This is a genomic window from Kosakonia sp. (assembly GCF_032104925.1).
GTDB lineage: Bacteria > Pseudomonadota > Gammaproteobacteria > Enterobacterales > Enterobacteriaceae > Kosakonia.
In genome coordinates, this window is sequence record NZ_DAMCGF010000006.1 from 94,790 (window position 1) to 119,180 (window position 24,391).

Below are 24,391 nucleotides of genomic sequence, written 5' to 3' on the forward strand. Positions count from 1 at the left end.
GTATTCACAGCCTGGCTGTGTTAGCATTATCCCTTCGTAAATCCACCTTCCAGCGTTTCAGAGCCTGCCAATGAGTTATCAGGTCTTAGCCCGAAAATGGCGACCACAAACTTTTGCTGACGTCGTCGGCCAGGAGCATGTGCTGACCGCACTGGCGAACGGCTTATCCTCAGGACGCATCCATCATGCGTATCTGTTTTCTGGCACCCGTGGTGTCGGAAAAACCTCTATTGCCCGCTTGCTGGCGAAGGGGCTTAACTGCGAAACCGGCATCACCGCCACACCGTGCGGCGTCTGTGATAACTGCCGCGAAATCGAGCAGGGCCGCTTTGTTGATTTAATCGAGATTGACGCCGCCTCGCGCACCAAAGTGGAAGACACGCGCGATCTGCTGGACAACGTACAGTACGCACCGGCGCGTGGGCGTTTCAAAGTTTATCTCATCGATGAAGTGCATATGCTCTCGCGCCACAGCTTTAACGCGCTGTTAAAGACGCTGGAAGAGCCGCCCGAACATGTCAAATTCCTGCTGGCGACCACCGACCCGCAAAAACTGCCGGTGACCATTCTCTCTCGTTGCCTGCAGTTCCATCTTAAAGCGCTGGATGTCGACCAGATCCGTAACCAGCTCGAACATATTCTCGACGACGAGAAGATCGAGCACGAACCCCGCGCGCTGCAACTGCTGGCGCGCGCCGCTGACGGCAGCCTGCGTGATGCGCTGAGCCTGACTGACCAGGCGATAGCCAGCGGCAACGGCCAGCTTTCCGCCGACGTGGTCAGTTCCATGCTCGGCACGCTCAATGACGACCAGGCGCTTTCGCTGGTTGAAGCGATCGTCGCCGCCAACGGCGAACGCGCAATGGCGCTGGTGAACGATGCGGCCTCGCGCGGCGTTGAGTGGGATGCCTTGCTGCTGGAAATGCAAACGTTACTGCACCGCATCGCGATGGTTCAGCTCACACCTTCGGCGCTTGGCAGCGATATGGCGCCGGTTGAACACCGTCTGCGCGAACTGGCCCGTACGGTACCGCCTGCCGATGTGCAGCTCTATTACCAGACGTTGCTGATTGGCCGCAAAGAGCTGCCGTTTGCGCCGGACAGGCGTATGGGCGTCGAGATGACGCTGCTGCGCGCGCTGGCTTTCCACCCGCGGATGCCGCTGGCCGCGCCGGAAGCAACACAACACTCTTTTGCTCCCGTGGCACCCACGGCGGTAGTCGCGCCGCAGCAGGTTGCTGTCGCACCGCAAATGCCTTCGCAGATGCCACCGCCGCAAGATGTAGCGATGCCCGACGCGACCAGCCAGGTGCTGGCGGCGCGCAGACAACTGCAACGCGCGCAGGGAGCCGACAAAGCAAAAAAGAGTGAACCGGCAGCCGCAACCCGCGCGCGGCCGGTGAGTAACGCCGCGCTGGAACGACTGGCTTCGGTGACCGAGCGCGTGCAATCGCGTCCGGCTCCGTCGGCGCTCGAACAGGCTCCGGCCAAAAAAGAAGCCTATCGCTGGAAAGCGACAACGGTCGTGGAGACGGTAAAAGAAGTTGTCGCCACGCCAAAAGCGTTGAAAAAAGCGCTCGAGCATGAAAAAACGCCAGAGCTGGCGAAAAAACTGGCGGAAGAAGCGATAGAACGCGACGCCTGGGCGAAAGAAGTCAGCCAGCTTAAATTGCCGAAACTGGTCGAGCAGGTTGCGCTGAACGCCTGGAAAGAGCAGGACGGCGAACGGATATGCCTGCATTTGCGTAGTTCTCAGCGCCATCTAAACTCGCAGGGCGCGTTGAAAACGCTGGGCGAGGCGCTGAGTGAATTACATGGCGCGGCGGTTGAACTGACTATCATTGAAGATGATAATCCGGCAGTGCGTACGCCGCTGGAGTGGCGCCAGGCAATCTATGAGGAAAAACTTGCGCAGGCGCGCGAGTCGATCATTGCGGATAGCAACATCCAGACGCTGCAACGCTTTTTCGATGCGGATCTGGACGAAGAGAGTATCCGCCCCCTTTGACGGGCAGCTGCGGCTACCCGTTTTCAACCCTGAATGTGACTTATCACTCTGGTTAGTCACCACAGCTAAAGAGAGAAGCCTATGTTTGGAAAAGGCGGTCTGGGTAACCTGATGAAGCAGGCCCAGCAGATGCAAGAAAAAATGCAGAAAATGCAGGAAGAGATCGCGCAGCTGGAAGTGACCGGCGAATCGGGCGCGGGTCTGGTGAAAGTGACCATCAACGGCGCGCATAACTGCCGTCGCGTGGAGATCGATCCGAGCCTGCTCGAAGACGACAAAGAGATGCTGGAAGATCTGGTTGCCGCTGCTTTTAACGATGCCGCTCGCCGCATTGACGAAACGCAGAAAGAGAAAATGGCCTCCGTCTCTTCCGGTATGTCGCTGCCGCCAGGCTTTAAGATGCCGTTCTGATGCAGACCAGCCCGCTGTTAACGCAGCTTATGGAAGCACTGCGCTGCCTGCCGGGCGTTGGCCCGAAGTCGGCGCAGCGTATGGCGTTTACGCTGTTGCAGCGCGATCGCAGCGGCGGCATGCGGCTGGCACAGGCGCTCACTCGGGCAATGTCGGAAATCGGCCACTGCGCCGATTGCCGCACATTCACCGAGCAGGAAGTCTGCAACATTTGCAGCAACCCGCGCCGCCAGGAAAACGGTCAAATCTGTGTGGTGGAAAGCCCGGCAGATATCTACGCCATTGAGCAGACCGGGCAGTTCTCTGGTCGCTACTTTGTGCTGATGGGGCATCTGTCACCGCTCGACGGTATCGGCCCGGACGACATTGGCCTTGACCGGCTGGAGCAGCGTCTGGCGTCTGAGAAAATCCAGGAGTTGATCCTCGCCACCAACCCGACGGTGGAAGGCGAAGCGACCGCTAACTATATTGCTGAGCTTTGCGCGCAGTATGGTGTGGAAGCCAGCCGTATCGCCCACGGCGTGCCGGTGGGCGGCGAACTGGAAATGGTTGACGGGACGACACTGTCGCACTCGCTGGCCGGCCGCCACAAGATTCGTTTTTAACCAAACGGAGGCAGAAATTTTTGCCTCCGCTTGAAAATTCCCGCCAATATCCCCACTTCTCCCTCAACGCATTTTTACCTTGTAAATGGCATTGTTGAGGTTTTCCCAATGAAAGGACAAGAAACTCGCGGTTTTCAGTCTGAAGTGAAACAGCTTCTGCACTTGATGATCCATTCTCTTTATTCGAACAAAGAAATCTTCCTGCGTGAGCTTATCTCCAACGCCTCGGATGCGGCGGACAAACTGCGTTTCCGCGCGCTGTCCAAACCGGAACTGTACGAAGGCGATGGCGATCTGCACGTGCGCGTCTCCTTTGATAAAGAGAACCGTACGCTGACCATTGCCGATAACGGCATTGGTATGACGCGCGATGAAGTGATCGACCACCTGGGGACGATTGCAAAATCGGGTACCAAGGCGTTTCTGGAATCCATGGGTTCCGATCAGGCGAAAGACAGCCAGCTGATTGGTCAGTTCGGCGTCGGTTTCTATTCGGCATTTATCGTTGCCGATAAAGTGACCGTGCGCACCCGCGCGGCGGGTGAAAGCGCTGAAAACGGCGTGTTCTGGGAATCCGAAGGTGCGGGTGAATACACCGTTGCCGATATCACCAAAGCCGATCGCGGTACCGAAATCACGCTGCACCTGCGCGAAGGGGAAGACGACTTCCTCAACGACTGGCGCGTACGCTCGATCATCAGCAAGTATTCCGACCATATTGCGCTGCCGGTTGAGATCGAAAAACAGGAAGAGAAAGACGGCGAAACCGTGGTTTCCTGGGAGAAGATCAACAAAGCGCAGGCCCTGTGGACGCGTAACAAAGCGGAAATCAAAGACGAGGAATACAACGAGTTCTACAAACATATTTCCCACGACTTTACCGATCCGCTGATCTGGAGCCACAACCGTGTGGAAGGTAAACAGGAGTACACCAGCCTGCTTTACATTCCGTCGCAGGCACCGTGGGATATGTGGAACCGCGATCATAAACACGGCCTGAAACTCTATGTTCAGCGCGTGTTTATCATGGACGAAGCCGAGCAGTTCATGCCGAACTACCTGCGCTTTGTGCGTGGCCTGGTCGATTCCAACGACCTGCCGCTCAACGTTTCCCGTGAAATCTTACAAGACAGCAGCGTGACGCGCAGCCTGCGCACCGCGCTGACCAAACGCGTACTGCAAATGCTGGAAAAACTGGCGAAAGATGACGCGGAAAAATACCAGACCTTCTGGCAACAGTTTGGCCTGGTGCTGAAAGAGGGCACGGGCGAAGATCACGCGAACCTGGAAACCATCGCCAAACTGCTGCGCTTTGCCTCCACGCACAACGACTCTTCCGCACAAACTGTGTCACTGGAAGAGTATGTGTCGCGCATGAAAGAAGGGCAGGAAAAAATCTACTTCATCACCGCCGACAGCTACGCTGCGGCGAAGAGCAGCCCGCATCTGGAGCTGCTGCGTAAGAAAGGCATCGAAGTGCTGTTGCTTTCCGATCGCATCGACGAGTGGATGATGAGCTACCTGACCGAGTTCGATGGCAAGCCGTTCCAGTCTGTTGCCAAAGCCGACGCTTCGCTGGACAAACTGGCAGACGAAGTGGATGAAAGCGCAAAAGAAGCCGAGAAAGCGCTGGAGCCGTTCGTTGAGCGCGTGAAAACGCTGCTGGGTGATCGTGTGAAAGAAGTGCGCCTGACTCACCGTCTGACCGATACGCCAGCCGTGGTAGTGACCGATGCCGACGAAATGAGCACCCAGATGGCGAAACTGTTCGCCGCGGCGGGCCAGAATGCGCCGGAAGTGAAGTACATTTTCGAACTCAACCCGGATCACGCCCTGGTGAAACGCGCGGCTGACACGCAGGACGAAACCCAGTTTAAAGAATGGGTCGAGTTACTGCTGGATCAGGCGCTGTTTGCTGAACGCGGTACGCTGGAAGATCCGAACCAGTTTATTCGCCGCATGAACCAGTTACTGGTTTCATAAGCCGCGTTTGAGCTGATACCGATAAGGGGCCATTGGCCCCTTTTTTTATTTCTCAATGGACTTATTTGCGCCGGGTTGATGTTACCGGGCACTTTTCCGTTTATGCCTTGCGCATGATAAGAAAACGTATCATTAACCGTTTCAGCCGATCCCGCTTCCTTGAGCGTGGGTCGTTCTGGTGGTATCTTTTAGCGCTTTTTGAAAAATTGAACCAACATTTGAGGGGATTTTCGCAATGCGTATTATTCTGCTTGGCGCTCCGGGCGCGGGTAAAGGAACTCAGGCTCAGTTCATCATGGAGAAATACGGTATTCCGCAAATCTCTACCGGTGACATGCTGCGCGCCGCTGTTAAATCTGGCAGCGAACTGGGCAAACAGGCAAAAGACATCATGGACGCGGGCAAGCTGGTCACTGACGAGCTGGTTATCGCACTGGTGAAAGAGCGTATTGCCCAGGAAGATTGCCGCAATGGTTTCCTGCTGGACGGTTTCCCGCGCACCATTCCGCAAGCGGACGCGATGAAAGAAGCCGGCATCAACGTTGATTTCGTTCTTGAGTTCGATGTGCCGGACGAGCTGATCGTCGATCGCATTATCGGTCGCCGTGTACACGCTGCTTCCGGTCGCGTTTACCACATCAAATTCAACCCGCCGAAAGTGGAAGGCAAAGATGACGTGACCGGCGAAGAGCTGACCACACGTAAAGACGATCAGGAAGAGACCGTACGTAAACGCCTGGTGGAATACCATCATATGACCGCGCCGCTGATCGGCTACTACCAGAAAGAAGCGCAGGCGGGTAACACGCGCTATGCGAAAGTCGACGGCACCAAAGCCGTTGCTGATGTACGCGCAGAGCTGGAAAAAATCCTCGGCTAATCGCGCCCGCTCACCCGGACTCTCCGGGTGAGAATTTTTCTCATCTTACCTATTGCAGCAATGGGTTCCGTTTAACCGCTTTTACGCTACAATTACCAACCATTCAAAAGGTTAAGAGGCGTGAATGAGTCAGGCGAAAACCGGCATCCTGCTTGCCAATCTGGGCACTCCCGATGCCCCGACCCCCGAAGCGGTGAAACGCTATCTGCGGCAATTCTTGAGTGACAGACGCGTGGTCGATACGCCGCGTTTATTGTGGTGGCCGCTACTGCGCGGTGTGATCCTGCCCATTCGTTCTCCCCGCGTCGCCAAACTCTATCAATCTGTCTGGATGGAAGAGGGCTCACCGCTGATGGTTTACAGCCGCAGGCAGCAGCGGGCACTGGCAGCGCGCTTGCCTGACGTGCCGGTCGTGCTTGGGATGAGTTACGGTTCGCCATCGCTGGAAAGCGCGGTCAATGAGTTGCTGGCGCAAGGGGTCGAGCATATTGTGGTGCTGTCGCTCTACCCGCAATACTCCTGTTCTACCGTTGCCGCCGTGTGGGACGAGTTGGCGCGCATTCTGGCGAAAAAGCGCCATATTCCGGGCGTCTCCTTTATTCGCGACTACGCCGACAATGCGGATTACATCGCTGCGCTCGCCAATAGCGTGCGTGCCTCGTTTGCGCAGCATGGCGAGCCGGATTTATTGCTGCTCTCTTACCACGGTATTCCCCAGCGTTATGCGGCAGAAGGGGATGATTACCCGCAGCGCTGTCGCGATACGACGCGCGAGCTGGTTTCTGCGCTCGACTTACCGCCGGAAAAAGTGATGATGACGTTCCAGTCACGCTTTGGTCGCGAACCGTGGTTAACGCCATACACGGATGAAACTCTGAAAATGCTCGGCGAAAAAGGTGTGAAGCATATTCAGGTAATGTCTCCGGGTTTTGCAGCCGACTGTCTGGAAACGCTGGAAGAGATCGCCGTGCAAAACCGCGAATTCTTCCTGGAAGCCGGTGGCGAAAAATATGAGTACATTCCGGCGCTTAATGATTCTCCTGAACATATCGAGATGATGGTCAATCTGACGGCCAAATATCGCTGATCGCAGCGCGGGCTGAGAGTGTGTTAACATTCCCGGCCCGAATGTATGGCGCTAATTACAATCATGAAATTTCCCGGTAAACGTAAATCCAAGCATTATTTCCCCGTTAACGCCCGCGACCCGCTGTTACAGCAAATTCAGCCCGAGAGCGAATCCGGTACGTGTTGGGTTGTCGGTATCGACCAGACGCTGGTGGATATCGAGGCGAAAGTGGATGATGCGTTTATTACCCGTTACGGCCTCAGTGCCGGTCATTCGCTGGTGATCGCCGACGATATCGCGGAAGCGCTCTATCAGGAACTGGTCAGGAACGATTTGATCACGCACCAGTTCGCGGGGGGCACCATCGGCAATACCATGCATAATTACTCTGTGCTGGCGGATGACCGCTCGGTGCTGCTTGGTGTTATGTGCGACAACGTGAAAATCGGCAGTTATGCCTACCGCTACCTGTGTAACACCTCCAGCCGTACCGATCTCAACTATCTGCAAGGCGTCGATGGCGCCATTGGTCGTTGTTTCACGCTGATTAGCGACAGCGGCGAGCGCACCTTTGCTATCAGCCCTGGCCATATGAACCAGTTGCGCCCGGAGAGCATCCCGGAAGCGGTGATCGCCGGAGCGTCTGCGCTGGTGCTCTCTTCTTACCTGGTGCGCTGTAATCCCGGCGAACCGATGCCGGAAGCCACCATGCAGGCGGTGGCGTACGCCAAAAAGCATAACGTGCCGGTGGTGCTGACGCTCGGCACCAAATATGTGATTGCCGATAACCCGCAGTGGTGGCGTGATTTCCTTAAAGAGAACGTCTCGATTCTGGCGATGAATGAAGAGGAAGGCCACGCGCTGACCGGCGAAAGCGATCCGCTGCTGGCGGCCGATAAAGCGCTGGACTGGGTTGATCTCGTCCTGTGTACCGCAGGCCCAATTGGTCTGTATATGGCCGGTTTCACCGAAGACGAAGCGAAACGCAAAACCCAGCATCCCTTGCTGCCGGGCGCGATTGCCGAATTTAACCAGTACGAGTTCAGCCGTGCGCTGCGCCACAAAGATTGTGAACATCCGCTGCGCATTTACTCGCACATTGCGCCGTATATGGGCGGGCCGGAAAAAATCATGAATACCAACGGCGCGGGCGATGGCGCACTCGCGGCAGTGCTGCATGATATCACCGCCAACAACTACCACCGCACCAACGTGCCGAACTCCAGCAAGCACAAATTCAACTGGTTGACGTACTCTTCGCTCGCACAGGTGTGCAAATACGCCAATCGCGTCAGTTACCAGGTGCTGAACCAGCACTCGCCGCGTTTAACGCGCGGTCTGCCGGAACGCGAAGACAGCCTCGAAGAGGCGTACTGGGAACGTTGAGGTGATTGCCCGACGAAGCCGGGCAGACAATAAGATGAGACAAAGCCGGAGCAGCGTAAGCACTCCGGCTTTTTTGGATTAACCCGTTACGGCTTCTTCAGCCGGCGGTTTTTCCAGCAATGTCAGCATGGTGTTAGCGATTTCGCGCTCGCCCATGACCACCTGATTCGCGCCACGTTCAGTGATGTAGTCCACCTCATCGTCGTAGTGCGCACGAGCGATAATTTCAATGTGCGGGCACTTCTCACGCGCGGTGGCGACAATCTCCCCGGCTTCGTAACCATTTGGAATAGTCAGCAGCAACCAGCGGGCGCAATCGAGATGCGCCAGGTTCATGATCTCTTCGTTGGCGGCATTGCCCAGCACCGCGCGGATGCCACGCTCACGCAGTTCATCCACGCGGGTACGTGAAGTTTCAATCACCACCAGCGGAATGCCTTGTGCCATCAGTTTTTCACCCAGCAGGCTGCCGACGCGGCCAAAACCTACCAGCAACGCGTGGTTGCAGATATCGACCGGGATCTGTTTCTCTTCTTCGATAGCCTCTTCCAGCGTTTGCTCTTCCAGCGTCTCGGTTTTGTCGAGGTATTTTTCCAGCAGGGTAAACAGCACCGGGTTGAGCATAATCGACAGAATCGCGCCCGCCAGCACCAGATTTTGCCCGGCCTGCGGCAGCAGGTTCAGCGACATGCCGAGGCCCGCCAGAATAAAGGCGAACTCACCGATCTGCGCAAGGCTTGCGGCGATGGTCAGCGCGGTGCGCGGCGAGTGGCCAAACATGCGCACCAGCAGGAACGCGGCAACAGATTTACCAAAGATGATGATCGCCAGCGTAGCGAGCACCGCCAGTGGTTGCTCAATGAGCACCAGCGGATCAAACAGCATACCGACGGAGACAAAGAACAGCACCGCAAACGCGTCGCGCAGCGGCAGCGTATCGTGCGCCGCACGGTGGCTCAGCTCGGATTCGTTGAGCACCATTCCGGCGAAGAACGCGCCCAGCGCAAACGAAACATCAAACAGCTCCACCGCGCCAAAAGCGATACCGAGCGCCAGTGCCAGCACGGAGAGCGTAAACAGCTCGCGTGAACCGGTCGCCGCGCTGCGCGCCATGATCCACGGCACCAGACGGCGGCCAACCAGCATCATGATGGCGATAAAGGCCACCACTTTGCCGATGGTGATACCCATATCCACCGCCAGCGATGCCAGCCCGACATTGCCTTTTTCCACCATTCCGGCGACGGCAGGCAGCAACACCAGTGTTAGCACCATCACCAGATCTTCTACAATCAGCCAGCCGATAGCGATTTGCCCTCGCTGGCTGTCGATAAGCTGCCGTTCCTCAAGCGCGCGCAGCAGCACCACGGTACTGGCGGTGGAGAGACAGAGCCCAAAGACAATGCCGGTCATCAGTGACCAATCCAGCATTGCGGAAAGCGCCATACCCAGTAGCGTCGCAACAGCAATCTGCGCGATCGCACCGGGAATGGCGATGGACTTTACCGCCATCAGATCCTTCAACGAGAAATGCAGCCCGACGCCGAACATCAACAAAATCACGCCCAGCTCCGCAAGCTCAGGCGCGAGTTGGGTATCGGCGACAAAGCCCGGCGTAAACGGCCCGGACAATACACCCGCTATCAGGTAGCCCACCAGTGGAGAAATACGCAGTTTATTGGCAAGCATGCCGAGGATAAAAGCGAGCACAAGGCCGCCGACAATGGTGGTGATAAGCGGTGTGGCGTGATGCATTCCGTCTCCTTTCGTTGGTGCGTGGATCCCGCGGTTAAAAACCGACAACTGCGTTACAGTTTATGACAGTTTTCGCCACTATGTTTATGAATAATTGTTGAATTATGAAGAAAATGGCAATTTAGCTGAAAAAAGATAGCCTGTAGGGTGCCCGTAACAGAAATCATGCGCCAGGCGCGGGCAGGCAAGAGAAAGCAGCGGCCAAAGTCATACTTTGGCCGTGAATAAATCAGTGTTGCGGGCGGTTATCGGGCAGGAATATGGTCAGGATGCCGAGTAAAGGCAGGAAAGCACATATTTTATAGACCAATTCGATGCTGGTATGATCGGCAACCAGCCCTAATACTGCTGCGCCAAGGCCGCCCATTCCGAAGGCAAAACCAAAAAACAGCCCGGAAACCATGCCGATACGGCCTGGTAACAGCTCCTGCGCATAGACCAGAATGGCTGAAAACGCCGAGGCGAGCACAAAACCAATAATCACCGTTAAAATCCCGGTCCAGAAAAGGGTTGCGTAGGGTAAAAGCAGGGTAAATGGCGCGACGCCGAGGATAGAGCCCCAAATCACATATTTTCTGCCAATCTTATCACCCAGTGGCCCGCCAATAACCGTGCCTGCCGCCACCGCAAACAGGAAGATAAACAGATGCATCTGGGCGTTTTGCACCGACAAATCAAATTTTTGCATTAAATAAAAGGTGAAGTAGCTGCTAATGCTCGCCTTATAGAAGTATTTCGAGAAAATGAGGATCAGCAGCACGCAAACTGCCAGCACCACTTTGTTGCGCGGCAGTGGATTGATTACTGAAACGGTTTTTTTACCTTTATTCACCCGGTGCTGCGCGGCGTACCAGCGGCTTACCTGCATCAGCACAATAATCGCCAGCAGGGCAGCCAGCACAAACCAGGCAACATTGCCTTTGCCGTAAGGCGCAATGATCACCGCCGCCAGCAATGGTCCAAGCGAGGCCCCAAAGTTGCCGCCGACCTGAAAGATGGATTGCGCCAGCCCGTGACGCCCGCCAGAGGCCATACGCGCCACGCGCGACGATTCCGGGTGGAAAACCGATGACCCCGTTCCAACCAGCGCAGCGGCAATCAGCACAGTGGTAAAACTGCCCGCCAGAGCCAGCAGCACCAGACCGCTTAAGGTGAAACACATGCCGATGGGCAGCGACCACGGCATCGGGTGTTTATCGGTCAAATAGCCAACCACCGGCTGCAGCAGCGAGGAAGCGACCTGGAAGGTCAGCGTGATAAAACCGATCTGTACAAACGACAATGCAAAGTCGGCTTGCAACAGCGGATAAATCGCCAGCAGCAGGGATTGGATCATATCGTTAAGCAGATGTGAGAGGCTGATAGCGCCAAGAATACCGAACGAGGTGCGCGCAGCAGGCGGTGTCTGCGACGTTTCACTGATTGCCATAAATACCACGTATGTTGTCAGAAGAGGTTAGGGATAAAGCACGGTAATGATTCCCGTACTACCATACCTTTGCTGAAAGTTTGAAGGAAGTTGCGATTCTGAATACATATTTGTCTATTATTGGCAGGCGCTGTAATTTCTCAGTTTATCAATGGGTCAGGGAGGGAAGCATGAGATTGTTAAAGAAGAGCATTACGCTGGGGCTGCTGGCGGCGATGGGCGTTGCCAGCTGGCAGGTACAGGCTTACGAGCAGGATAAGACCTATAACATCACCATTCTGCATACCAACGATCATCACGGTCATTTCTGGCGCAGTGATTACGGCGAATATGGTTTATCGGCGCAGAAAACACTGGTTGATGGCATTCGCAAAGAGGTAGCGGCCGAAGGCGGCAGCGTGCTGCTGCTGTCCGGCGGCGATATCAACACCGGGGTGCCGGAATCGGATTTACAGGATGCCGAACCCGATTTTCGCGGCATGAACCTGATTGGTTATGATGCGATGGCCGTGGGTAACCATGAGTTCGACAACCCGCTCAGCGTACTGCGCCAGCAGGAGAAATGGGCTAAGTTCCCGTTCCTTTCCGCCAACATTTACCAGAAAAGCACCGGCGAGCGCCTGTTTAAACCGTGGATGATGTTTAATCGCCAGGGGCTGAAAATTGCCGTTATCGGCTTAACTACCGACGACACGGCGAAAATCGGCAACCCGGAGTTTTTCACCGATATCGAATTCCGCAAACCGGCCGACGAAGCGAAGCTGGTGATTGCTGAGCTGAAACAAAACGAAAAACCGGATGTGATTCTGGCGACCACGCATATGGGCCATTACGACAATGGCGAGCATGGCTCGAATGCGCCAGGCGATGTGGAGATGGCACGCAGCCTGCCAAAAGGCGCGCTGGCAATGATTGTGGGTGGTCACTCACAAGATCCGGTTTGCATGGCGTCTGAAAATAAAAAACAGGTCGATTACGTGCCTGGGACGCCGTGCGCGCCGGATCAGCAAAATGGCATCTGGATTGTGCAGGCGCATGAGTGGGGCAAATATGTCGGCCGCGCGGATTTCCAGTTCCGTAACGGCGAGATGAAACTGGTGCGTTACCAGTTGATTCCGGTCAACCTGAAGAAGAAGGTCACCTACGACAACGGCAAAAGCGAGCGCGTACTCTACACGCCGGAAATTGCTGAAAACGCGCAGATGCTCTCCCTGTTAACGCCGTTCCAGAACAAAGGTAAAGCGCAGTTAGAGGTGAAAATCGGTAACGCGAATGGTCATCTGGAAGGCGATCGCAGCAAAGTGCGTTTTGTGCAAACCAACCTCGCACATGTGATCCTCGCCGCGCAAATGGCGCGTACCGGCGCGGATCTGGCGGTGATGAGCGGCGGCGGTGTGCGTGACTCTATCGAGGCGGGCGACATCACTTACAAAGACGTGCTGAAAGTGCAGCCGTTCGGCAACACGCTGGTGTATGTCAACCTGACCGGTAAAGAGCTGACGGATTACCTCACCGCGGTGGCGCAAATGAAGCCGGATTCAGGCGCGTATCCGCAGTTCGCCAACGTCAGTTTTGTGGCGAAAGGCGGCAAGCTCAATGATCTCAAAATCAAAGGCGAACCGATCGATCCGGCGAAAAGCTACCGTCTGGCAACGCTCAGTTTCAACGCAACCGGCGGTGATGGCTATCCGCGTCTGGATGATAAAGCAGGCTATGTGAATACCGGTTTTATTGACGCTGAAGTGCTGAAAGAGTACATCCAGAAAAACTCACCGCTGGATGTGAACGCTTACGAACCTAAAGGGGAAGTGAGCTGGCAGTAACCAGCTCCTTATCCGTCAATCGCGGCGGGCGATATCGGCAAATTTCGCGTCCAGCATTTTTGCCAGATCGCTCGCCGCCAGTTCAATATCCAGCCCGCGTTTGCCGCCGGAAACATAAATGGAAGCGAAGTCTTGCGCGGGGGCATCAATCAGCGTCGGCAGACGTTTTTTCTGCCCCAACGGGCTGATGCCGCCCACCAGATAACCCGTGGTGCGCTGCGCGACCAGCGGATCGGCCATATCGACTTTTTTCGCGCCAAGCGCTTTGGCGACTTTTTTCAGATCTAACTGCCCGGCGACCGGCGTGACCGCAACGGCAAGATGTTTCATATCGCCATTGATCGCCACCAGCAGCGTTTTATAGACCTGATCGGCGTTCAGCCCCAGTTTGCGCACCACTTCATCACCAAAGTTGGTTTCATTGGGATCGTGATCGTAAGTGTGTACCTGAAAGGGAACCTTGTTTTTTTCGAGTAACTTCACGGCGGGTGTCATAATAATCCTTCTTACCACGGTCATCTCACGGCGCTTAGCATACGCCTGCTCGCGTGTGCGAAAATAGTACCATCTTGCGCTATTGCGCCGCTCTTTCGCGCAGCAACGCCGGTAAATTCCCTTCGCCATAGAGATGCAGGGCGCCTGCTGCCACCACATAGCGCCCTGGTGGCAGCGCAAACAAACGCTCGCACCACACCTGGTTACGCTGGTGCATCAAAACATCATGCAGCGGCTGGCTGAATGTTGATGGCAGCGTCAGTTCATCTTCTGCGGGCGGATTTTCCAGCCACCAGCTCATCATCACCTGTAATAAACGCGCATTTTCGTGCCAGTGGGTCAGAGTGTCCTGCAACAGTTCATTTCCTTCGTCCGGCAACCTGCGCAGGATATCCAGCTGGCTGCTGGTGCCTTCCAGTTCCATGATATTGACGTGATACTGCTGCGCCGCCTGTAGCAACTGATAGTCGATGCCGTACTCCGGGCGTAGCCCCAGCCGCTGTGCCTGCGTGGCCTGCAATACCAGCGCGATATGCCAGGCGGGCCGCTGGTTGAATTCATCTCGGTGAAGCGACAGGGTTTGCAGCGTGTTGTCGAGCCGGGTAAGAAGTTCAGGGGGAAGGCGTTGCTCAAGCGGTTCGACCGGCGGCAGATTGTCGAATGGCGAATCCGACCCGGCGATATCCGCTTCCACGATGAGCGCGTCGGCATCGCGCAGTTTTTGCAGGAGCTGCGCCGGGAGCGGCGACATACCGTAGGTGCCCATATGAATACTGCCCACCAGGTGCAGATGGCGGCCGCCGGGCAAATCCACATCCAGTGCAGGCCAGCGGTAATGAGGCACACGAAGCGCAAGAAAAAAGGTTTTCAATCGTTGAAACAGACTCATACGCGCTTCCTGAGTGAAAAATCTCATGCTAGCGCGCGCGGCCAGAAGGTGCAAACCCCGCCGGATAAACGGCGGGGTTGTGGCATTTATTGATGAGGTTTAAAGCGCAATAACCGGTTGGCGTTGCTGACCACGGTAATGGACGAGAGCGCCATTGCCGCGCCTGCGACCACCGGATTGAGCAATGTGCCGGTTAGCGGCCAGAGAATGCCCGCGGCAATCGGAATACCCAGCGAATTGTAGACAAACGCGCCGAGCAGGTTCTGTTTCATATTGCGCAGCGTCGCTTTTGAAATCGCCAGCGCATCGGCAACGCCCAACAGGCTGTGGCGCATCAGCGTGATGGCGGCGGTTTCGATTGCCACATCGCTGCCGCCGCCCATCGCGATCCCCACGTCGGCCTGCGCCAGCGCGGGTGCATCGTTAATGCCGTCGCCAACCATCGCCACCTGGCGGCCCTGCTGTTGCAGGTTTTTTATCGCCTCGGCTTTGCCATCCGGCAGCACGCCGGCGATCACCTCATCGATACCCGCCTCTTTAGCGATAGCGTTGGCGGTGGTGGGGTTGTCACCGGTCAGCATCACCAGGCGGTAGCCTTCACGGTGCAGACGTTGCAGCGCATCGATGCTGTCTTCGCGTAACGGATCGCGGATCGCCAACAGCGCCACGGCTTTCCCGTCGATCGCCAGCAGTACCGGCGTGGCGCCCAGGCTTGCCTGAGCGTTCAGCTCATCATCAAGCGCGCGGGTATCCACGTTTTGCTCAGCCAGCAGCGCCTGGTTGCCAAGCAGCACACTGTGCCCGTCGACCTCACCGCTCACGCCCAGCCCGCGCAGTGTACGGAACTGATTGACCACCGGCAGCGTCTGCGCGCCTGCTTTTTCGATAATCGCCCGCGCCAGCGGATGGCTGGAACCTTGCTCCAGCGCCGCCGCCAGACGGAGCGCCGTTGCGTCGTCGATATCCAGCGTTTTCACGCTCACCACTTCCGGTTTGCCGCGCGTCAGGGTGCCGGTTTTATCAAACACGATGGTATCCAGCGTGCTGGCGCGTTGCAGCGCATCGGCATCGCGAACCAGCACGCCAAACTCCGCCGCGCGACCGACGCCGGAGATAATCGACATCGGCGTTGCCAGCCCCAGCGCACAAGGGCAGGCGATGATCAGCACCGTGGTGGCGATGACCAGCGTGTAGACAATTTGCGGCGCAGGGCCGAAGACGTACCAGATAGCGCCGCTGAACAAGGCGATAGCGACCACCACCGGCACAAACACGGCGGAAATGCGATCGGCAAGCTGGCCGATCTCCGGCTTGCTGCTTTGTGCCTGGCGCACCATGCGAATAATGCGCGACAGCGTGGTGTGGCTGCCGACGGCGCTGGCGGTAAACAGCACGCTGCCGTCCTGTACTACCGTCCCGGCATGAATGCTCTCGCCGGAGCTTTTCTCCTGCGGCACCGGTTCGCCGGTAAGCATGGCTTCATCGAACCAGGCTTCGCCCTGGCTGATTTCACCATCCACCGGCACGCGATCGCCCGTTGTCAGGCGCAGCGTCATACCCGGCTGAACGTCCGCCAGCGGTACATTTTTCTCGCCGTCGGTGGTGATCACGCGTGCGGTGGGCGGGGTTAAATCTAATAACCGCTCAAGCGCTTTAGACGAGCGCTGTCGCGCGCGGGCTTCCAGCATATGACCGAGGTTAATCAAACCGATGATCATCGCGCTGGCTTCGTAATAAAGGTGACGCGCTTCCATCGGGAACCACTGCGGCCATATATTGACGCTCATCGAGTAGAGCCAGGCCGCGCCTGTCCCCAGCGCCACCAGCGTATCCATGGTCGCCGTGCCATTACGCAGACTTTTCCAGGCGCTAGTGTAAAAATGGCCACCCGCTACGATCATGACCGCTAGCGTGACAACACCGAGCATGAGCCACAGCGTGCGGTTGGCGTCGGTGACCATCATGTTATCGCCGAGCATGCCCCACACCATGATCGGCACGCCAACCAGCAGCGCGACAATCGCCTGCCAGCGGAAGCGTTTCATGGTGGCGAGCGCGGTTTCCTGCTGGCGCTCGCGGCGTTTGATGTCATCTTCAATGGCTTCAGCGCCGTAGCCTGCGTTCTCTACGGCGCTGACTAATTCAGCGGCGGGCGCGCTGCCCATAACCAGCGCGGTGCGCTCCGCCAGATTGACCCGTGCCTGCGTAACGCCCGGTACGGCCTGTAAGGCCTTTTGCACCCGGGAGACACAACTGGCGCAACTCATGCCGTTGATCAACAGTTGTTGGCTGTCATCAAGCTCGCTGGCTGCCGGAAGCTCAGGTGTGGCCGCTGTCAGTGCTTCCGACGGGAGTGATGACTCTGCCAGCGGTTTAGCCTTTGGGTGGCTTAAGCTCGCACCATATCCGGCTTCTTTGATGGTTTCGATCAACGCGTCAGCGCTGGCGCTGCCGGTGACTTCCGCACGTTCAATGGTGACGTCTGCCTGTTCTACATCCGGGCGTTTTTCCAGGCTCTCTTTGACGCGTTTTACGCAATGACCGCAGGAGAGGCCATCAAGGTCTAGCGCTATGGTATGAGACATACTTAATCTCCTTGGTTGTGGTGCTTCAATAGTGACTGTGTAGAAGCTTAAACCTTCCATCAAGGGGAAGGTCAAGGTTTTATCATGACAAAGAGGCGACAGGTGTTCCATAAACGACAAACCCCACACAAGGCGGGGTTTGTTTATTACCGGCGGGGTAAAACTCAACCGTATTTACGGGCAAATTCCTGATCGGAGTTGCACAGATAAATAATAAATTCGATGAAAGAGACGATCGCCGGAATAAAGGTCCAGCAAAACAGAAGATAAAGGATCCCCTGCCATGGTTTCCCTAAATAAAATTTATGCGCGCCAAAACCACCTAAAAAGAAGGCGAACAGCGCAGCAGAAATTCGGCTTTTCTTCCCGGCGGTGTTTTGAGGCGCGCCGCACTGCGGGCAAGCCACCGCTTCTTTATGTATTTGCTTTCCGCAACCACGGCAAAACGCCATATCACTCATAACCACTCCTGTGTGTAAATCATTTATCATTCTTAGAAATATCCGGCCACATGTTATAGCGAAGCGGCAAGGTGGGTAAATAAAAAACCATTAACAATATGGATATATTTGTTTTATTACATAGCAGCCATTTATAGTGATTAGCGCAGGTTCTGGCAGTGAGGGGGAAAACGTGAATATCAGCGATGTGGCAAAAAGAACCGGTTTAACCAGCAAAGCGATTCGCTTCTATGAAGAGAAAGGGCTGGTGACACCGCCGCTGCGCAGCGAAAACGGCTACCGCAGCTACAACCAACAACACCTGAATGAGTTGACGCTGCTGCGCCAGGCACGGCAGGTAGGATTTAATCTCGAAGAGTGCGGCGAGCTGGTGAATCTGTTTAATAACCCGGCCCGTCATAGCGCAGATGTCAAAGCGCGCACGTTACAGAAAGTGGCCGAGATCGAGCGGCATATTGGCGAACTGCAACAGATGCGGGTACAACTGCTGGCACTGGCGGATTCCTGCCCTGGTGACGACAGCGCCGATTGCCCGATTATTGATAACCTTTCTGGCTGCTGCCACCACGCGAAGGGTTGAGCATAAATGTCACCGTGCCGCGATACCACGGGGAGGCGGCGAGTTGCTGCTCTTCGTGTGTATCACGCGCGCCGTTCTGCACCAGCCCCAGTTTAAACGGGATGCGTAACGCTAAAAGTGCGGGCAGGTAGTCGGTGTAATTCGCAACGGTGCTGCGCCCCTGATAGCTCTGCACCACCAGTTCATCTACCGGCAATGCGTTAAGGGTTTGCACGCTGCCGGTTTTCGCCCAGTCCAGTAAACCGGTGACGCCCAGAGCGTAGTCTGCTGGCAGCGTCTGGCGTAGACGGTGCAAAAACAGGGCGTAATCGCCAAGGCGGTGAGTGGCGGCATCGAAATCCACCTGCAACCCGACGACATGGTTTCCCGCCGCTTGCCAGCGAGCTAACAGCCGGGTAAGACGTAACAACAGCGCATCCGGCACGTCCAGCGTGGTAAAACGCACCGTGAGCCAGATGCGCGGAAAGGTAAGCTGATTGACCGGCAGCCCTTTACGCTCGAATACGGTTTGACCGGCAACGCTGACGACATCGCCCTGATGCAGATAGACAATATCGGCATCACGCAGCGTTTGCGTGGGGCGCACGCCAGACCATAACCAGTACGCTGCTGCCTTCCCCTGAGCGGCTAACGCCGCAGGGCAGAGCAGCGCACCTGCCAGCGCCATTACCAGTAATATTTGAGCTCTTTGGCCCATACGCTTCCCGGATAACGGCTTTTCAGTTGCTGGAACCATGCTTTACGCACGGATTTATCGACGTCTTCGCCGCCGCAATCGTTATAACCGGAGGGGGCGTAACACATTACGGCGCGATACAGCGCGTAGCTCTTATCTTCCGGCTCGGCTTTGGCATCGTTGATAACCTGCTGATACCAGGCCAGACGGTGCGCGACGCCGGGCGCAGCGTTAAGCTTTGTTGCGCCGTCCAGCGCGTCGTTACCCCACTGGTCGGTTTCCCGGTTAACGCGGGTTTGCGTGATACGGAAAAATTCGCCGAGGCAGTTCAGCGCATGGCCATCCTGCGCTTTCTGGCTCAGGGTAGTAACCGTTTTTTCCAGCGCAGCGCAGAAGTAGACGCTCTCTTTGTCGGTGCCTTTCCAGGTAAATGCGCTCAGATTGACGTCATCAAACGCTTCGCCAGTGACCGGCGGTGCGATCGCGGCGAGCAGCTGTTTGTCTTGTAACCAGTCGGCGTAATGCCCTTCGGTCAAATCGCGCGTCAGCAGCGTGTGCAGTGCGATGGTGCGCTCTTCGTTGTTCGGCCCATTGCTGGCCTGCTGGCGCAGTAACTCGCGTGGTGCTTTGGTTTTCAGCACTAAGGAACGGTAACGCAGATTCGTGACCTTGCTGTCAGGCGTAAAAATCTGCGCCAGCGCGTCGCTTTCCACCAGCGTTGCCGCCAGTTTGGCCTGCAGCAACTGCTGCTGTTCGACATCTTTGCTCAGCTCCAAAAGATGCAGCCAGTGCGCTTTGGCCTCCGGCCACTGTTTTTCCGCCATCAGTGCTTCGCCGTACAGCACTTGCTCGCTAAACGCGAGAATATTGTGCTGTGCCAGTGTTTGCGCAGGGGGGATGGCGCTGCGCACGGTGGCGTAATCCTGTTTGCTGAAAGCCAGCTTCAGACGCAGGTAATTCCACAGATCGCCGCGTTTATTTTTGTCGAAATCGGCTTTGATGCTGTCGAGCCAGGCTTGATCGATACAGGGATGCTTTTCATCGCATTTGTTATCGCGCAGGCGGCGCAGCGTCAGGATAAAGGTCATCAGCGAGGCATCCGGCGTGCTGATAAAATCATCACCGCCCCATTCGAGAAGTTTGTTGTCGCTTTCATTCACCAGCGCGATTAACGCATCACCGCTGGCCGTCTGTGACAGCGCCTGTTCGTAGAGCGCCGCCAGCGTGTTCCAGTCCTGCAAATACCAGTTGATACGGCGCAACATCCCCTGCGCCGATTCTGCGTAGTGGCCCTGCGGCCAGCTTTTCAGGTAATGAAGCGCTGCATCCCGCGCTTTCTGCGCCTGGGATTTGTCCACTTTTGTGACGTCGAAATCGCCATATTCACCGTTGGCATTCGCGCTACTGGCGTTGAGCGCGGTGCGCATCAACATATAGCTGGCCGTTTCGGCAAGCCATGGCTGCGGGCTGCCGGTCAGCGCGGTAAAATCCTGCGCGGCGGCCTCATAATCACCGGCATAGAAAGCGTTAGCGCCGTGTAAATAGGTACGGAAACCGAGAGCAACTGAACCTTGCGGGAAACTCAGTGCATTGATAATGACTTCACCGCGGCCATCCGCTGCCGTCCGCGCTTTCGCCAGCGCTAGGCGCTGTTCCGGTGTTAAGGCTTTTTCGTCCAGCAGGGCGGCGAAAAAGCCAGAAAGTGTCTCGTTATTACGCGACACAAAACGGTTTTCCATCTCATCGGATGCAAAACCTTCACCAGTTACTGTCTGCGCCGCGTCACCTTCGGCGATCAGGCGCAACAGCGCGGGGGGAATTTGGTCATCAGGTTTGATGCCCAGCGCTTTCATTTGCTGGCGCAGGGTGTCGTCACTGGAAACGGGTTCCGCCGTTGCTGCCGGGGCGGTAGTGTCATCGTGATGAATACCGAAATAGAAGCTTCGGCTGCGCGTGAAATCTTGCGGTACGGGCTGGCGCAGTGGCAAAAATCCTTTTTGCTCATCCACCAGGCGCAGCAGGTTATCACGGGTATCGGTATCAATGCCCAGCACCGGCGGGCTGGTGATGAAACATCCCGTGCTCCCCCATGTGCAGCTATCGATATCAGACGACGCCAGCACGGGTGCGCTGGCGGTAAAGGAGAGACACAAGCCCAGCGCGAGGCGACGGCGTTTTATCATTCCCTGAATCCTTGCGTTATTGTTATTCGTTTACGGCTTTGATGCGTAAGGTGATGCCTTCAACGGCCGTTACCTCAACGCGCGTTCCGGCAGCGAGATCGTCGTCGGCGCTGACCGGCCACGAACTGTCGCCCACACGCATATGGCCTCGACCGTTCACCAGTGCGTTATCAAGCTGGAAGCGGCGGCCGATGAGCTGTTGCCCACGCAGATTCAGCGACGCGTCGGCGGGTTTTTGCTGTTTTACCCGCCGCGAAAGCCATTGCCACCACAGCCAGGCGGCCAGCATGGTCAGCACGGCGAACAGCACACCCTGCCACTCCCAGCCGAAGGGAATAACCCACGCCAGCAGCCCGGTGACCACCGCCGCGACGCCGCTCCACAACAGATAGCCGTTACCGCCCAGCATTTCCGCAGCCAGCAACAGGCCGCCGAGCACCAACCAGGCGAGGTGTGTATGTTCGAGCAGCAGGGCGGCAATCATTTTTTACGCTCGCCGGCGCTGTCTTTCACCAGTTCGGCGATCCCGGCGATCGAGCCCATCAGGCTGCTGGCATCCAGCGGCATCATCACCACTTTGCTGTTGTTCGCCGAGCCAATTTGTTGCAGCGCATCGGTATATTTCTGCGCTACGAAGTAGTTCACTGCCTGAATATCCCCGGCGGCAATCGCTTCAGAGACCATCTGCGTGGCGCGGGCTTCGGCTTCTGCCGAACGTTCACGCGCTTCCGCCTGCAGAAACGCCGACTGGCGATCGCCTTCCGCTTTGAGGATCTGCGACTGTTTTTCCCCTTCGGCTTTGAGGATCTCCGCCTGACGGATCCCTTCAGCTTCAAGAATGTAAGCGCGTTTGGTACGTTCCGCTTTCATCTGCGCATTCATCGAGGCAATCAATTCCGCCGGTGGGCGCACATCGCGGATTTCAATACGCGTGACTTTCACACCCCACGGATTGGTTGCTTCATCCACAATATGCAGCAGACGGGTGTTGATGCTGTCGCGCTGCGAAAGCATTTCGTCCAGCTCCATTGAGCCGAGCACGGTACGGATGTTAGTCATGGTCAGGTTGATGATCGCCAGCTCCAGGTTGCTCACCTCATAAGCGGCGCGCGGAGCGTCGATCACCTGAATAAAGCATACTGCGTCAATGGTGACGTTGGCGTTGTCTTTGGAAATAACTTCCTGCGAGGGGATATCGAGAACCTGTTCCATCATATTGATCTTACGACCAATACGATCCATAAACGGCACCACCAGGCTTAAACCTGGTTGCAGCGTGCGGGTGAAACGGCCAAAGCGTTCCACAGTCCACTGGAAGCCTTGCGGGACGATTTTCACACCGGAGATAACCACCACCAGCGCGACGAAGATAAGAACCAGAATGACGATTGGCATCAAAAAAACCTCCTGTTTAATTTGATGCCATCTTAGCCCGAATTAGCGATTAAAACAGCGCGATCGCCAAATTTAGCAGGGGAATTAGTAGAGCAGGGAGTAGAGCTGGCGGCGGTATTTCGATGCCAGCGCGTCGCCGGTGCCGAGCGCGGCCAGGATCTCTTGCAGCATTTTGCGCGCTTCACCGTTTGCCGCAGCCAGATCTTTACGCAGGTGGCTAAACAGCAATTCCAGCGCTTCTTCGTTGCGGCCCACCTGGTGCAGTTGCAGCGCCAGTTGTGTTGCCAGCAGTGCGTCCTGCGGGTTGTCTGCAACCTGCTGTTGCAGCTGCTGGATTTCCGGCGTATCCGCGGCTTTTTTCAGCAGTTCGATCTGCGCGATAAGGCCCTGATAACGGGTGTCTTGATCCTGTAACGGAACTGCTTTCAGCGCCGCTTCGGCTTCATCCGCACGGTTCAACACAATCAACGTTTCTGCCAGCAGCAGGGTGATTTCGCTGTTTTGCGGTGCTAACTGGCTGGCCTCTTTCAGCAGCGGCAGCGCGTCGATGTGTTTGCCTTCCTGCATCAACTGCATAGCTTGTTGCGCTTTCAGCTCCTCTTCGCGCGGCAGCACTTTATCCAGCAGCGCGCGAATGGCTTCTTCCGGCTGCGGCCCCTGGAAACCGTCAACCGGCTGGCCATTCTGGAACAGGTAAACAGTAGGAATGGCGCGTAAGCCAAACTGCGATGCCACCATCTGCTCTGCGTCGCAATCGACTTTCGCCAGGATAAACTGCCCGTTGTACTGGGCGGCGAGGTTTTCCAGCACCGGCGTCAGTTGCTGGCAGTGCTGGCTGCGTTCGGACCAGAAATAGAACAGCACCGGCGTGGCAACGGATTGCTCCAGCACCTGTTGCAGGTTCATTTCGGTAATATTGACAATATTCTGTGCAGACATACTAAGTTCTCTTTATTTCACTGTTTCGTCATACATGGGGGACAGGCTTCGCGCCTTCAACTCACCCGTGCAAAATTTTATCCATCATGCGCGTTGGCAGCAGGCGTTTTAAAAAGGTAACCGCCCATGTCACCAGCGTTACCGGGTAGCGCACTTTCGGGTTGCTGCTCTCAAAAGCATGGCGCACTTTGGCGACGACTGCCTCCGGCCCCAGCGTAAAACGTGCGGCGATACCGGGGTTTTCCACCGGCTTATCGCGTTGTGTCTGATTCACGTTGTCGGTAAAGCGCGTGCGAATCGGGCCGGGTTCAATCAGGCTCACTTTGATGCCTGTATGGCGTAGCTCCATTCGTAAAGCGTCCGACCAGGCTTCCAGCGCATACTTGCTGGCGGCATAAGCGCCGCGGCCTGGCGTTGAGATCAGCCCCATCACCGAGGAGGTCATCACGATGCGCCCCTCGTCGTGCGGCAGCATCGCAGGCAGCAACAGCATGGTGAGCTGGTGAGTGCCAAAAAAGTTACTGGAAAATTGCTGTTCCAGCTGTTCGCGGCTGATGGTATCGAGCGGGCCATAAACACCGTATCCGGCGTTGTTGAAGATCCCGTACAGGCGATTGTCGGTCAGCGCTATCACTTCGGCGGCGGCGCGTATCACGCTTTGCGCGTCGTCAAGATCGAGCAAAATGCCGGTAAAGCCTTCGCTTGCCATCCGGGCGACATCGTCCGGTTTACGGCAGGCCGCCAGCACGCGAAAACCCTGACGCTTCAGTTCGCGTGCGCTTTCCAGCCCGATGCCGCTGGAACATCCTGTTATTAAGACCGTTTTTTGCATAACTTTA

General features: G+C 56.3%; 21 protein-coding genes and 1 other annotated feature. Of the genes, 9 read left to right on the forward strand and 12 right to left on the reverse strand.

The genetic code is table 11. From position 1 onward, the window contains the following. Nucleotides 1–70: 70 nt before the first annotated feature. The 7 genes from dnaX to RT644_RS14045 all read left to right on the forward strand — a co-directional run bounded on the left by dnaX (nt 71) and on the right by RT644_RS14045 (nt 8,342). A complete protein-coding gene (gene dnaX, locus RT644_RS14015) occupies nt 71–2,008 on the forward strand; it encodes a DNA polymerase III subunit gamma/tau (protein ID WP_044489580.1) in 1,938 nt (645 codons plus the stop codon). Then, nucleotides 1,341–1,405, forward strand: a sequence feature (DnaX frameshifting element). (Overlaps the previous gene by 65 nt.) Nucleotides 2,009–2,089: 81 nt before the next feature. Next, nucleotides 2,090–2,419: a YbaB/EbfC family nucleoid-associated protein gene (locus RT644_RS14020; protein ID WP_007373594.1), complete on the forward strand. Its 330-nt coding sequence runs from the start codon at nt 2,090–2,092 to the stop codon at nt 2,417–2,419. Further along, the gene (gene recR, locus RT644_RS14025; protein ID WP_017460002.1) at nt 2,419–3,024 is read left to right on the forward strand and encodes a recombination mediator RecR; all 606 of its coding nucleotides are present in this window, start codon (nt 2,419–2,421) and stop codon (nt 3,022–3,024) included. Before RT644_RS14020 ends, recR begins: the two co-directional genes overlap by 1 nt. 108 nt (nt 3,025–3,132) lie before the next feature. After that, nucleotides 3,133–5,007 carry a molecular chaperone HtpG gene (gene htpG, locus RT644_RS14030; RefSeq protein ID WP_045509154.1) on the forward strand — a complete coding sequence of 625 codons (1,875 nt, stop codon included), beginning with the start codon at nt 3,133–3,135 and terminating at the stop codon, nt 5,005–5,007. A 235-nt stretch (nt 5,008–5,242) separates the two neighbouring features. Then, entirely contained in the window at nt 5,243–5,887 is a 645-nt protein-coding gene (gene adk / locus RT644_RS14035; RefSeq protein WP_313627087.1) for an adenylate kinase, read from the forward strand. Nucleotides 5,888–6,011: 124 nt separating this feature from the next. Further along, a complete protein-coding gene (gene hemH / locus RT644_RS14040) occupies nt 6,012–6,974 on the forward strand; it encodes a ferrochelatase (protein WP_313627088.1) in 963 nt (320 codons plus the stop codon). Between the two features lie 63 nt (nt 6,975–7,037). After that, on the forward strand, nt 7,038–8,342 hold the full coding sequence (locus RT644_RS14045) for an inosine/guanosine kinase (RefSeq protein WP_313627190.1): 1,305 nt from the start codon (nt 7,038–7,040) through the stop codon (nt 8,340–8,342). A 78-nt stretch (nt 8,343–8,420) separates the two neighbouring features. Here the strand turns inward: RT644_RS14045 and ybaL are convergent, their stop codons facing one another. Then, entirely contained in the window at nt 8,421–10,097 is a 1,677-nt protein-coding gene (gene ybaL, locus RT644_RS14050; RefSeq protein WP_020456820.1) for a YbaL family putative K(+) efflux transporter, read from the reverse strand. A 229-nt stretch (nt 10,098–10,326) separates the two neighbouring features. Next, entirely contained in the window at nt 10,327–11,526 is a 1,200-nt protein-coding gene (locus RT644_RS14055) for an MFS transporter (protein WP_313627089.1), read from the reverse strand. Nucleotides 11,527–11,696: 170 nt separating this feature from the next. Here RT644_RS14055 and ushA point away from each other — a divergent pair, with 170 nt between their 5' ends. Beyond that, complete coding sequence (ushA, locus tag RT644_RS14060; protein ID WP_313627090.1) at nt 11,697–13,349, forward strand: bifunctional UDP-sugar hydrolase/5'-nucleotidase UshA; 1,653 nt, start codon at nt 11,697–11,699, stop codon at nt 13,347–13,349. 15 nt (nt 13,350–13,364) lie between these two features. Here the strand turns inward: ushA and ybaK are convergent, their stop codons facing one another. From ybaK to RT644_RS14080, 4 genes are all read right to left on the reverse strand, one after another. Continuing rightward, entirely contained in the window at nt 13,365–13,844 is a 480-nt protein-coding gene (gene ybaK, locus RT644_RS14065) for a Cys-tRNA(Pro)/Cys-tRNA(Cys) deacylase YbaK (RefSeq protein ID WP_045509145.1), read from the reverse strand. A gap of 79 nt (nt 13,845–13,923) precedes the next feature. Next, on the reverse strand, nt 13,924–14,733 hold the full coding sequence (locus tag RT644_RS14070) for a TraB/GumN family protein (RefSeq protein ID WP_313627091.1): 810 nt from the start codon (nt 14,731–14,733) through the stop codon (nt 13,924–13,926). An 86-nt stretch (nt 14,734–14,819) separates the two neighbouring features. After that, the gene (copA, locus tag RT644_RS14075; protein ID WP_313627092.1) at nt 14,820–17,318 is read right to left on the reverse strand and encodes a copper-exporting P-type ATPase CopA; all 2,499 of its coding nucleotides are present in this window, start codon (nt 17,316–17,318) and stop codon (nt 14,820–14,822) included. Nucleotides 17,319–17,482: 164 nt separating this feature from the next. Continuing rightward, nucleotides 17,483–17,779 (reverse strand): TM2 domain-containing protein, encoded by a 297-nt coding sequence (locus RT644_RS14080; RefSeq protein WP_193821933.1) that lies wholly within the window; start codon nt 17,777–17,779, stop codon nt 17,483–17,485. A 172-nt stretch (nt 17,780–17,951) separates the two neighbouring features. Here RT644_RS14080 and cueR point away from each other — a divergent pair, with 172 nt between their 5' ends. Then, nucleotides 17,952–18,359, forward strand: a complete 408-nt coding sequence (gene cueR / locus RT644_RS14085) for a Cu(I)-responsive transcriptional regulator (RefSeq protein ID WP_017455692.1) — start codon at nt 17,952–17,954, stop codon at nt 18,357–18,359. Here the strand turns inward: cueR and RT644_RS14090 are convergent. The 6 genes from RT644_RS14090 to RT644_RS14115 form a co-directional block, all read right to left on the reverse strand. Next, on the reverse strand, nt 18,316–19,056 hold the full coding sequence (locus tag RT644_RS14090; protein WP_313627093.1) for a DUF3142 domain-containing protein: 741 nt from the start codon (nt 19,054–19,056) through the stop codon (nt 18,316–18,318). The genes cueR and RT644_RS14090 overlap by 44 nt on opposite strands. Further along, complete coding sequence (locus RT644_RS14095; protein ID WP_313627094.1) at nt 19,026–21,218, reverse strand: hypothetical protein; 2,193 nt, start codon at nt 21,216–21,218, stop codon at nt 19,026–19,028. The genes RT644_RS14090 and RT644_RS14095 overlap by 31 nt, the downstream gene beginning before the upstream one ends. 22 nt (nt 21,219–21,240) lie before the next feature. Continuing rightward, nucleotides 21,241–21,702: an NfeD family protein gene (locus tag RT644_RS14100; RefSeq protein ID WP_065369131.1), complete on the reverse strand. Its 462-nt coding sequence runs from the start codon at nt 21,700–21,702 to the stop codon at nt 21,241–21,243. After that, nucleotides 21,699–22,613: an SPFH domain-containing protein gene (locus tag RT644_RS14105; protein WP_017455696.1), complete on the reverse strand. Its 915-nt coding sequence runs from the start codon at nt 22,611–22,613 to the stop codon at nt 21,699–21,701. The genes RT644_RS14100 and RT644_RS14105 overlap by 4 nt, the downstream gene beginning before the upstream one ends. 84 nt (nt 22,614–22,697) lie before the next feature. After that, the gene (locus tag RT644_RS14110; RefSeq protein WP_200552928.1) at nt 22,698–23,552 is read right to left on the reverse strand and encodes a co-chaperone YbbN; all 855 of its coding nucleotides are present in this window, start codon (nt 23,550–23,552) and stop codon (nt 22,698–22,700) included. 61 nt (nt 23,553–23,613) lie between these two features. Continuing rightward, nucleotides 23,614–24,384 carry an SDR family oxidoreductase gene (locus RT644_RS14115; RefSeq protein WP_020456830.1) on the reverse strand — a complete coding sequence of 257 codons (771 nt, stop codon included), beginning with the start codon at nt 24,382–24,384 and terminating at the stop codon, nt 23,614–23,616. Nucleotides 24,385–24,391 lie beyond the last annotated feature (7 nt).

Excerpts from the sequence above, each read along its gene's own strand:
- RT644_RS14095 (WP_313627094.1), bottom strand. The coding sequence starts at position 21,218 with ATGATAAAACGCCGTCGCCTCGCGCTGGGCTTGTGTCTCTCCTTTACC.
- ushA (WP_313627090.1), top strand. The coding sequence starts at position 11,697 with ATGAGATTGTTAAAGAAGAGCATTACGCTGGGGCTGCTGGCGGCGATG.
- RT644_RS14090 (WP_313627093.1), bottom strand. The coding sequence starts at position 19,056 with ATGGGCCAAAGAGCTCAAATATTACTGGTAATGGCGCTGGCAGGTGCG.
- ybaK (WP_045509145.1), bottom strand. The coding sequence starts at position 13,844 with ATGACACCCGCCGTGAAGTTACTCGAAAAAAACAAGGTTCCCTTTCAG.
- RT644_RS14045 (WP_313627190.1), top strand. The coding sequence starts at position 7,038 with ATGAAATTTCCCGGTAAACGTAAATCCAAGCATTATTTCCCCGTTAAC.
- hemH (WP_313627088.1), top strand. The coding sequence starts at position 6,012 with ATGAGTCAGGCGAAAACCGGCATCCTGCTTGCCAATCTGGGCACTCCC.
- copA (WP_313627092.1), bottom strand. The coding sequence starts at position 17,318 with ATGTCTCATACCATAGCGCTAGACCTTGATGGCCTCTCCTGCGGTCAT.
- RT644_RS14080 (WP_193821933.1), bottom strand. The coding sequence starts at position 17,779 with ATGAGTGATATGGCGTTTTGCCGTGGTTGCGGAAAGCAAATACATAAA.
- RT644_RS14055 (WP_313627089.1), bottom strand. The coding sequence starts at position 11,526 with ATGGCAATCAGTGAAACGTCGCAGACACCGCCTGCTGCGCGCACCTCG.
- RT644_RS14070 (WP_313627091.1), bottom strand. The coding sequence starts at position 14,733 with ATGAGTCTGTTTCAACGATTGAAAACCTTTTTTCTTGCGCTTCGTGTG.
- RT644_RS14020 (WP_007373594.1), top strand. The coding sequence starts at position 2,090 with ATGTTTGGAAAAGGCGGTCTGGGTAACCTGATGAAGCAGGCCCAGCAG.
- RT644_RS14105 (WP_017455696.1), bottom strand. The coding sequence starts at position 22,613 with ATGCCAATCGTCATTCTGGTTCTTATCTTCGTCGCGCTGGTGGTGGTT.
- RT644_RS14110 (WP_200552928.1), bottom strand. The coding sequence starts at position 23,552 with ATGTCTGCACAGAATATTGTCAATATTACCGAAATGAACCTGCAACAG.
- adk (WP_313627087.1), top strand. The coding sequence starts at position 5,243 with ATGCGTATTATTCTGCTTGGCGCTCCGGGCGCGGGTAAAGGAACTCAG.
- RT644_RS14115 (WP_020456830.1), bottom strand. The coding sequence starts at position 24,384 with ATGCAAAAAACGGTCTTAATAACAGGATGTTCCAGCGGCATCGGGCTG.
- dnaX (WP_044489580.1), top strand. The coding sequence starts at position 71 with ATGAGTTATCAGGTCTTAGCCCGAAAATGGCGACCACAAACTTTTGCT.
- htpG (WP_045509154.1), top strand. The coding sequence starts at position 3,133 with ATGAAAGGACAAGAAACTCGCGGTTTTCAGTCTGAAGTGAAACAGCTT.
- recR (WP_017460002.1), top strand. The coding sequence starts at position 2,419 with ATGCAGACCAGCCCGCTGTTAACGCAGCTTATGGAAGCACTGCGCTGC.
- ybaL (WP_020456820.1), bottom strand. The coding sequence starts at position 10,097 with ATGCATCACGCCACACCGCTTATCACCACCATTGTCGGCGGCCTTGTG.
- RT644_RS14100 (WP_065369131.1), bottom strand. The coding sequence starts at position 21,702 with ATGATTGCCGCCCTGCTGCTCGAACATACACACCTCGCCTGGTTGGTG.